5 protein-coding genes, 1 tRNA gene and 1 pseudogene are annotated in these 8,772 nt (G+C 71.1%); 3 read left to right on the top strand and 4 right to left on the bottom strand.

Going from position 1 to position 8,772, the window contains the following annotated elements; translation table 11 throughout:
* Positions 1–1,678: DUF4153 domain-containing protein (locus tag JNW87_RS30235; RefSeq protein ID WP_238454836.1), on the top strand; the 1,678-nt coding region annotated here is incomplete at its 5' end.
* Between the two features lie 63 nt (positions 1,679–1,741).
* Here the strand turns inward: JNW87_RS30235 and JNW87_RS40935 are convergent.
* From JNW87_RS40935 to JNW87_RS30210, 4 genes and pseudogenes are all read right to left on the bottom strand, one after another.
* A pseudogene (locus tag JNW87_RS40935) lies at positions 1,742–3,571 on the bottom strand (glycoside hydrolase family 15 protein); the annotation flags it as partial.
* Positions 3,572–3,897: 326 nt separating this feature from the next.
* Positions 3,898–6,054 (bottom strand): glycogen debranching N-terminal domain-containing protein, encoded by a 2,157-nt coding sequence (locus JNW87_RS30220; protein WP_238454835.1) that lies wholly within the window; start codon positions 6,052–6,054, stop codon positions 3,898–3,900.
* 262 nt (positions 6,055–6,316) lie between these two features.
* Positions 6,317–6,389, bottom strand: a tRNA-Ala gene (locus tag JNW87_RS30215).
* An 88-nt stretch (positions 6,390–6,477) separates the two neighbouring features.
* The gene (locus tag JNW87_RS30210; protein WP_375373564.1) at positions 6,478–7,074 is read right to left on the bottom strand and encodes a YqgE/AlgH family protein; all 597 of its coding nucleotides are present in this window, start codon (positions 7,072–7,074) and stop codon (positions 6,478–6,480) included.
* A gap of 142 nt (positions 7,075–7,216) precedes the next feature.
* Between JNW87_RS30210 and JNW87_RS30205 the strand changes: the two genes are divergently transcribed.
* A complete protein-coding gene (locus JNW87_RS30205) occupies positions 7,217–8,020 on the top strand; it encodes an S-methyl-5'-thioadenosine phosphorylase (protein ID WP_109802322.1) in 804 nt (267 codons plus the stop codon).
* Between the two features lie 122 nt (positions 8,021–8,142).
* Positions 8,143–8,772 (top strand): thiamine pyrophosphate-binding protein (locus tag JNW87_RS30200; protein ID WP_255544526.1); only part of this gene is annotated, 630 nt, incomplete at its 3' end.

Here is an 8,772-nt window from a genome sequence, read left to right as displayed (position 1 = left end):
GCCTGCGCCGGCCGTGCCGCAGCAGCGTCCCGTCCCGGGCGGGGCCGCGCCACAGCCGAACGTCGCCCCGGGGGCCCCGATGCCGCCGTACGTCGCGCAACCAGCACCGCCCTGGCCGATGCACCCGCCGCAGCCGGGTGCGGCCTGGACGCCCCGCCCGTCGACGCCCCGTACCTCCTTCCTCGGCGCCAGATGGCCGGGGCCGAAGCCGGCCACCGGCCGGGCCAGGCCGCTCGCCGTGCTGGCCGGCGCGCTCGGGATCGCGTTCTTCGTCCCGCTGAGCCGGACCGGCATCGGCTGGTTCCTCGGCTGGCTCGTCCTGACCGCCGGCGTGGTCGCCGCGGTCCGGCGGGGCACGGCGGAACTGCCCCGCACCGAACGCCTGGTCCGCGGCGGGTGGGCGGTGGCGGCCCTGGCGCTGCTCGCCGTCCTCGCCTTCCGCAACGCCTGGTGGCTGGTGACGTTCTGCGTCCTCGGCGCGCTCGGCTGCGCGGCGCTGGCCATCGTGGGCGGCCGGCTGGTCCGCTCGATCCTGTTCAGCCTGGTCGCCGCGCCGTTCGCGGCGCTCCGCGGCCTGCCCTGGGTACGCCGGCACATCACCGCCACCCCCGACACGGGCATGGTCCGCCGGGTGACCGGTTCGGTCGTGGCGACCGTGGTGGTGCTGGTGGTCTTCGGCAGCCTGCTCTCCTCCGCCGACGCGGCGTTCTCCGAGGTCCTCGGCGCGATCGTCCCGGAGATCAACGCCGGTACGGTGTTCCGCTGGGTCTTCCTGGCCGTGGTGGGCGCGCTGATCGCGGTCGCCGCCGTCTACACCCTGGCCGCCCCGCCGGATCTGTCCACCGTGGACAAGCCGAGCAACCGCAGCCTCGGCCTGCTGGAGTGGGCGCCGGCCATCGGCGCGCTGACGGTGCTCTTCGCCGGCTTCGTCGTCGTGCAGTTCACCGTGCTCTTCGGCGGCCAGCGGCACGTCCAGAAGGTCGCCGGCCTCAGCTACTCCGAGTACGCCCGCAGCGGCTTCTGGCAGCTGCTCTTCGTCACCCTGCTGACCGTGGCGGTGCTCGGTGCGGTGAGCCGCTGGGCCAGCCGGGACCGCAAGGTCGAACGCACCGTGCTGCGCGTCCTGCTCGGCCTGCTCAGCGCGCTCAGCGTGGTGATCGTGGTGTCGGCGCTGTCCCGCATGTACACGTACCAGAAGGTCTACAGCTTCACCGGCGAGCGGATCTTCGTGATGGCGTTCGAGCTGCTGCTCGGGGCGGTCTTCGTGATGATCCTGGCCGCCGGGGTCCGGTGGCGGGGCCGGTGGATCCCCGGCGCGACGGTGGGGCTGGCCGTGGTGATGCTGCTCAGCCTGGCCGTGCTCAACCCGGAGGACTACGCCGCCCGGCGCAACATCGCCCGGTACCAGCAGACCGGCAAGATCGACGCCTGGTACCTGCGGGCGCTCTCCGCCGACGCCACGCCGGCCCTGACCCGGCTGCCGGACCCGGTACGCCGGTGCACGCTGAGCTGGATCGACGACGACCTGGCCGAGCCCGACCCCTGGTATGCCTGGAACCTGGGCCGGTACCGGGCCCGTCAGGCCCTCGACCGGATCGGCGAGGACGCCGTCGGCGGACCGAAGGACTGCCGGGCCGCGGACCAGTTCGACCTGCCCAAGAGCCGCCGTACGCGGTGACCTGCGGCGGGTAACCGAGGAACGCCCTGGATCGGGATCGACTCCCGCTCCAGGGCGTTCGCGTCGGCGCCGGTCGTCGAGGAGCTGGTCGAGGTTGATCGCGGCGCTGATCAGCGAGAGGTGGCTGAACGCCTGCGGGAAGTTGCCGATCTGGTCGCCGGTTGGGGCGATCTCCTCGGAGAAGAGCCCGAGGGGGGTGCTGTAGGTGAGCATCTTCTCGAGGGTCAGTCGGGCGTCGTCGAGCCGACCGGACCGCGCGAGGGCCCGCAGGTACCAGAACGTGCACATGCTGAAGGTGCCCTCGTTGCCCGCCAGGCCGTCCGGCGAGGCCGTCGGGTTGTACCGGTAGACGAGGCTGTCGGAGACGAGCTCGACGTCCATGGCCCGTAGGGTCGACTGCCACATCGGGTCGGTCGGTGAGACGAAGCCGACGGAGGGCATGGCGAGCAGCGACGCGTCCAGGACGTCGGTCGCGTAGTGCTGCACGAAGGCGGCGCGTCCGGGATGGAAGCCGCGCGCCACGATCTGTTCGTAGATCTGGTTTCGGGTGCTCACCCACCGAGTGGTGTCGCCTGGTCGTCCGCGTCGGTGCGCGAGGCGGACGGCTCGGTCGAGGGCTACCCAGGACATCAGGCGCCCGTAGGTGAAGTCCTGCCGGCCACCGCGGGTTTCCCAGATCCCGTCCTCGGGCTGATCCCAGTTGTCGCAGAGCCAATCCATCACCCTGACCGTGTTCATCCACCCCTGGTGGTGGGGTCTGCAGACCGTGACTGTCGGCGATGTGGAGCGAGTTGAGCGCCTCGCCGTAGATGTCGAGTTGCAGTTGGCTGGCGGCGCCGTTACCAACCCGAACGGGTGCTGATCCGCGGTAACCCTCGAAGTGGCCGAGCACCTCCTCGGTGAGATCTGGTGAGCCGTCGACGCGGTACATGATCTGCAGCGGCACCTCCCGCTCGTCGGCCTCCCGGATCCGGTCGTCCACCCAGCGCATGTACTGCGACGCTTCGTCGGTGAAGCCCAGGCCGAGCAACGCGTGCACCGAGAAGGACGCGTCGCGGATCCAGGTGTAGCGGTAGTCCCAGTTGCGTTCGCCACCGATCTGCTCCGGCAGCCCGGCGGTGGGGGCGGCGACAAGCGCGCCCGTCGGGGCGTACGTCTTCAGCTTGAGCGTCATCGCGGACCGCTCGACCATCTCCCGCCAGCGGCCGGTGTAGTGGGAGTGGTCGAGCCAGCGCCGCCAGAAGTCGCGGGTCTCCACGAGCATGTCGCTCACCTCGCCCGGGGTGAAGAGGCGTGGCGGATCAGACGATCCGGCATCCAGGATCACAACCCCGGTCTCGCCCTCGCGCAGCGTGGATCACACATATGCCCTCTTTGCTACGCCGGATTTCCTCTACGTCGGTCAAGTGCTCGGCGTATCGGATGCAACTCAAGGTGAGGGAGAGCGTAGGACTGCGGAAGACGCTGCCGTCCGGCTGCACATCAAGCTCGTGCGGATCTCGGCCGTAGTTGAACCGGGGTCGGCAGTCGAGCCGGAACCGCATGCTGCCTCGGACCATCCGAAAGATCCGGACCAGGCGGTGGCGATCGGTGACTCGATCACCAGCGGTGGGCATGAAATCCACCAGCTCGCCCACCCCGTCCGCGCTGAGGAAGCGGGTGATCAGGATCGGCGTGCCGGGAAGATACAGCTGCTTGCTCACGTAGTCGACGCCGTCGGGCGAAATCTGAAAGTACCCACCCCTTGCGCCGATCGAGCAGGCCGCCGAAGATGCTCGGCGAGTCGAACCGCGGGGCACAGAACCAGTCGATCGTCCCGTCCTTGCTCACCAGCGCCGCAGTCTGCAGGTCGCCGATCAAGCCGTGGTCCTCCACAGCAGGGTACGAGTCCACCGGACCTCCCGTCCTCGCCGCACCGACCGCGGCGACTACCCGCAGCCGGCCGGGGCACACCTCGGCCCGTCGGGTCGGACCTGGCCCGGATCAGGCAGGGTTCTGGGACACGGCGGGCCGAGAAGATCAGAACGACAAACGCCCTGGTGGGGGATCTGTCTCGCTTCTTCCGCCCGTTGTCGTCGCGTAGCCAGCCGGTTGCTGACTCACTGCTGACTCCCGCCGTGGTAACCGGCGAGCCCGGCCTCCACGATCGCCACACGAGGTTTCGTCGTGCCGGGTGCCGTTCCCGCCGACACCCGAGACATCGGTGCGAGTCGGGGCGCTCAATCGGCGGCCAGCCGCACGTACCCCTCCGAGCCGACGGCCTCCACGTCCCAGCGGTGCCCGAACGCGGCGATGCCGCGGATGTGGATCCGGCCGACCTCGTGCGGCAGCGCTGGGTCGACGACGAGCCGGCCGTCGACCGGGCGGAGCCCCAGCATGGCCCGGATCAGGTTCAGTGGGACCCCGGACGCCCAGGCCTGCGGGCTGCACGCGGTCGGGTAGGGGATGGCGGCAAGGGTCCGCTCGCGCGCGAAGCCGGCGATCGCCTCCGGCAGTCGGTCGCCGAACTCGGCGGCGGCGTCGAGCAGGGCGAGGGCGAGGCGGTTGGCCTCGTCGCGGAAGCCGTATCGGGCCAGGCCCAGCACGCTGATCGAGCTGTCGTGCGGCCAGACCGTGCCGAGGTGGTACCCGAGCGCGTTGTACGGCGCGTCGGCCCGGGACAGCGTCCGGATCCCCCAACCGCTGAACATGTCCTCGGAGAGCAGTTGCCGGGCGAGCGCGGCGGCGCGTTCCTGCGGGACGATGCCGCTCCACAGCAGGTGCCCTAGGTTGGACGTCATGGAGTCGATCTTGTTCTTGTCGCCGTCGAGGCCGACGGCGTAGTAGCCGCCCCGCCCCTCGATCCAGAAGTCCCGGTTGAAGCTCTCGCGCAGCCGGTACGCCTCGGCGCGCAGCCGGTCCGCGAGGGCCGGGTCCGCCAGCGGCCCGTCGGCGAGTTCCGCCAGGCGTAGTTTTGCGTCGTAGGTGTAGCCCTGGATCTCGCAGGTGGCGATCGGTAGCACCGGCATCCGCCCGTCGGCGAAGCGCACCCCGTCCCAGGAGTCTCGCCAGCACTGGTTGCCCAGCCCTTCCGGGGAGCGGGTGGCGTACTCGACGTAGCCGTCGCCGTCCCGGTCGCCGTACCGGTCGATCCAGTTCACCGCCGCCAGTGCGTTGTCCCGGAGCGACCGGACCAGGTCGTCGTCGCGCGTCCAGCGCCAGTACTCCGACAGCAGGACCAGCCAGAGCTGGGTGGCGTCGGCGCTGCCGTAGTTGGGGTTGTACGGCATGAGTCCCTGCTGGGTGAGCTCACCGAAGCGAACCTCGTGCAGGATCTTGCCGGGCTCCTCGTCGGTGAAGTCCTCGCACTGCCGGCCCTGGTGATGTGCCAGCGCCAGCAGGGTTCCCTTGGCCATCCGGGGCCCGAAGGTGAGCGCCTGGTACGAGGTGATCAGGGTGTCCCGGCCGAAGATGGTGAGGAACCAGGGCATGCCGGCGGCCGGCAGGCTGATCCGTTCCTCCCCGACCTCCATCTCCAACCGCAGCGCGGACATGTCCAAGCGGGTCTGCGCGGTCGCCCGCTCCAGCACCCGATGGTCGCTGGTCAGCTCGGCGGCGCGGGCGAGCCACCGGGCCGCCGGATCCTCCACCCGGTGGTGGAAGACGTCGGCGACATCGCCCCGGACCGGCTCGGTCACCCCAATGCCGGGCGGCACCGGCACCTTGAGGTCGACCTGCCACTCCCCGCGCGGTCCGAGGTCGATCGCCCAGACCAGGTGGTCGCCCTCCAGCCGCTGCGGCGGGCGGGTCGACCAGACCCGGGTATCCGCGGTGAAGCCGTCCTGCTCGTAGCTGAACACCAGCTGCGAGCCGTCTCGCGCGTGCCGCCGCTGGATCCGCTCCGACCGGTCGCGGACGTTGGTCTTGATTTCGAGGATGTCGGCGAAGTCGTTGCCCACCTCGAGGCGCAATTCCAGCCGGACCCGCTCGCTGGCGAAGGAGCCGACTTCGATCCGCTCGTGCAACCCGTCGCTCAGGTAGCGCAGCCGCCGGACAACAACGGTGTTTGCCGGCAGGTCGGGCAGCGCCGGATTGGTCAGGAAGAACTGCGCCGAGTAGTGGTCGACCACCTGGGAGCGCAGCACGAGCAGGCGGTGGCCGTCGATGGTGAGCACCCAGTGGTTGAGCAGGCGGGTGTCCCGGTGCACCAGGCCGCCGATTGTGCCAGCCGGCACGTCGCCCACCGGATCCGAGTACATGAAGGTGGCACCGCTGACCACGGCGATCGCGTTCGGGCCCAGCTCCGGCGGCAGGGCCCGCGCCTGCGCGCCAGGGCGTGCCGGGTCCCGCGGCTTGGTCGGCGTTGGATAGGCCGGGGTGGGACGCTCCAGCACCATGAGCCGGACGCTACGCCCGTGCCCTGCGGTTCGACCTCACCCGGACTGGGTGAAGTTTGCTCATACGGGGTGCTCGAGACATCTTCAGGGCCTTCGGCCGACCGGCGCTGCATCGGAGCTGGGAGCGGTCCAGCGGGCAACCCCCGCTACCAGTAATCTCCGAGGCAGGGCATCAGTTCACCAACTACTCGCTTGGCTACCTCCGCCCGCAGGAACGACAAAGGGCGTCCGTCATGTCTGACGAACGCCCTGGTCGCTCGGGTGGAGCCGAGGGGACTCGAACCCCTGACCCCCACACTGCCAGTGTGGTGCGCTACCAGCTGCGCCACGGCCCCGTGCGGTCGTCCCGGTCGCCCGGGCACGCAGAGAACTATACACACGCCGGTCGGCATGGTCATCTCGCGGGGGTCCCCACCGCCGGGCTCAGTTCAGGGCCACGTCCGGGGGGAAATGGGCCACCGCCGCCATCATGCCGCCCTGCCGACGCAGCACCATCGGCCAGAGGTCGTCCGGCCGGTCGACGAAGGCGTCGCCGGGCAGCGCGTCGAGGACGAACCAGGAGCCCTCCTCGATCTCCCGCTCCAGCTGGCCCGCTCCCCAGCCGGAATAGCCGGCGAAGACCCGGATGCCACCGAGCGCGTCCCGCAGCCGCTCCGGGTCCACCGAGAGGTCGACCGTGCCCACCGCGCCGGAGACCCGGTGGAAGCCCTTCACCGGCTTGATCGGGTGCCGCATCCGGGCCAGGCAGATGGCCGAGTCCGGCTGCACCGGACCGCCCTCGAAGAGCACGGCGGGGTGACGGGCCAGGTCGCACCAGTCCCCGAGGACGTCGGCCACCGGCACCTCGGTGGCGCGGTTGAGCACCACGCCGAGGGCGCCGCCGGGCTCGTGGGCGACCAGCAGCACGACCGTACGGTCGAAGTTCGGGTCCTTCAGTGCCGGAGTCGCGACCAGCAGCCGTCCGGTCATCGACTGCATGGCCCGACCACCGATCGCCTGCCCCTCCTGCATGTCGGACATTCGTCACCCGCACGCCGGGACAGGGAGCCCGACGCCGTCGACCATCCGCGCTGTCAACGCCATGCCTGGCACCATAGCCTGCGCCCCGCACGGTGGCTAAGGTCTGACGGGCGGGTGATCGAACATGACCGAGGGAGTTTCGATGGGGCCGACGGCCGAGCTGGCGGTGATCGGTGGGTCGGGGCTCTACGCCCTGCTCGACGGCGCCACCGAACACGTGCTGGAGACGCCGTACGGGCCGCCGTCGGACCCGGTCACCATCGCCGACGTCGGCGGTCGCCGGGTGGCCTTCCTGCCCCGGCACGGACGCGACCACCGCTACCCGCCGCACCTGATCCCCTACCGGGCCAACCTCTGGGCGCTGCGTTCCCTCGGGGTACGCCAGGTGCTCGCCCCCTGCGCGGTCGGCGGCCTGCGGCCGGAGCTCGGTCCGGGCACCTTCGTGGTGCCGGACCAGCTCATCGACCGGACCAGCGGGCGCACCCAGACCTACTACGACCGTGGCGCGGTGCACGTCCCGTTCGCCGACCCGTACTGCCCCACCGGCCGCCGCACGCTGCTGGAGGCGGCGGCGGGCCGGGACGTCCCGGCGGTCGACGGAGGAACGGTGGTGGTGGTCGAGGGGCCGCGCTTCTCCACCCGGGCCGAGTCCCGCTGGTTCACGGCGATCGGCGGGTCGGTGGTCAACATGACCGGCCACCCGGAGGCGGTGCTCGCCCGCGAGCTCGCCCTCTGCTACACCTCGATCGCGCTGGTCACCGACCTGGACGCGGGGGTGGAGGGCGGCGAGTCGGTCACCCAGGAGGAGGTGTTCCGGGTCTTCGCGGCGAACACCGACCGGCTGCGCGGGGTGCTGATGGACGCGGTGGCCGCGCTGCCCGCCGACCGGGACTGCCCCTGCGGCCGGGCGCTGGACGGGATCAAGCTGCCGTTCCCGCTGCCCTGAGAGTGCCCCGCGAGACCTAAGAAGTGCCCGAAAAGCCCGGCCCGCCCCGATAGATTCGGCTGGTCGGGGGACTGATCAATAGCCGTCTCCGGCGCAGCAACAACAGACGGAGGCAGCCGGCGATGGCAACGGTTCGCGACATCACCTACGACCTGCTGCGCGAGCTGGGCCTGACCACCGTCTTCGGCAACCCCGGTTCCACCGAGGAGCCGTTCCTACAGGGCTTCCCGGCCGACTTCCGCTACGTCCACGCGCTGCACGAGGCGTCGGCGATGGCGATGGCCGACGGGTACGCGCAGGCCACCGGGCGGCCCGCGCACGTCAACCTGCACACCGCCCCGGGCACCGGCAACGGCATGGGCAACCTGGTCACCGCCTGGCACAACAAGACCCCGCTGATCGTCACCGCCGGCCAGCAGACCCGCGAGATGCTGCTGATCGAGCCCCGGCTGGCCAACCGCCGCGCGGCGGAGCTGACCCAGCCGTACGTGAAGTGGAGCTACGAGCCGGCCCGGGCGCAGGACATCCCGGCCGCGCTGATGCGGGCGTACGCGACCGCGGTGCAGCCCCCGACCGGGCCGGTCTTCCTCTCCCTGCCGATGGACGACTGGGCCCGGCCCGCGGACCGTCCGCCGCAGGTGCGCGGCGTGGCCACCCGGTACGCGCCGGATCCGGGGCGGCTGCGCGACTTCGCCGCCGTGCTGGCGGCCAGCCGCGCCCCGGTGCTGGTGCTCGGCGCGGCGGTTGACCGG

The sequence above is a fragment of the Micromonospora sp. ATA51 genome (assembly GCF_016802855.1).
GTDB lineage: Bacteria > Actinomycetota > Actinomycetes > Mycobacteriales > Micromonosporaceae > Micromonospora > Micromonospora sicca.
Note: the sequence above shows the minus strand (reverse complement) of the source record. Positions and strands in the feature narration are given on the sequence as shown.

What these genes read in the sequence shown, in the direction of transcription:
- JNW87_RS30210 (WP_375373564.1), bottom strand. Translation starts at nt 7,074, where the DNA reads ATGTCCGACATGCAGGAGGGGCAGGCGATCGGTGGTCGGGCCATGCAG.
- JNW87_RS30220 (WP_238454835.1), bottom strand. Translation starts at nt 6,054, where the DNA reads ATGGTGCTGGAGCGTCCCACCCCGGCCTATCCAACGCCGACCAAGCCG.
- JNW87_RS30205 (WP_109802322.1), top strand. Translation starts at nt 7,217, where the DNA reads ATGGGGCCGACGGCCGAGCTGGCGGTGATCGGTGGGTCGGGGCTCTAC.